Annotated in this window: 1 pseudogene; it reads right to left on the bottom strand. The window is 54.5% G+C overall.

What is annotated here, in order from left to right:
• Positions 1-407 (bottom strand): annotated as a pseudogene (locus ACE5LO_RS27840) (hypothetical protein); the annotation flags it as partial.

Below are 407 nucleotides of genomic sequence, written 5' to 3' on the forward strand. Positions count from 1 at the left end.
TCCTCGACGCTGACTGGTGCTTTGATCAGGCCATCCAGCTCCACCTCTTCGCCGCGGATGTCCGAGTTGCCGTCCAGCACCAGACTGCTGCTTCCGCTCAATAAATAGATGGCATGCTGCGCGGTGATCCCTATCTTCTTCTCCGACGTCCATTCCAAATCCTTCTTGGCCGACATCACAATGCTGCTGTCACTTTGAATCGTAATGCCCCCGCTGTCCTCCAGCGAAATAAACAGGCTGCCCTCCGTCGCTGTCAGGCTCATATCGGATGTACCGAATTTGAGTTCTTTGCCATAGTTCGTTCCCCAATATTTCGTATTGGGGTCCTCTAGCTTGGGGGAAGGCTGTCCGCTTTTGCGGACCGAGCCCCGCACCATCGCTTCCTCTTCCCTCGCGCTTTGAAAATA

Origin of the sequence: Paenibacillus medicaginis, assembly GCF_042138635.1 — a bacterium.
GTDB classification, from domain to species: domain Bacteria; phylum Bacillota; class Bacilli; order Paenibacillales; family Paenibacillaceae; genus Paenibacillus; species Paenibacillus medicaginis.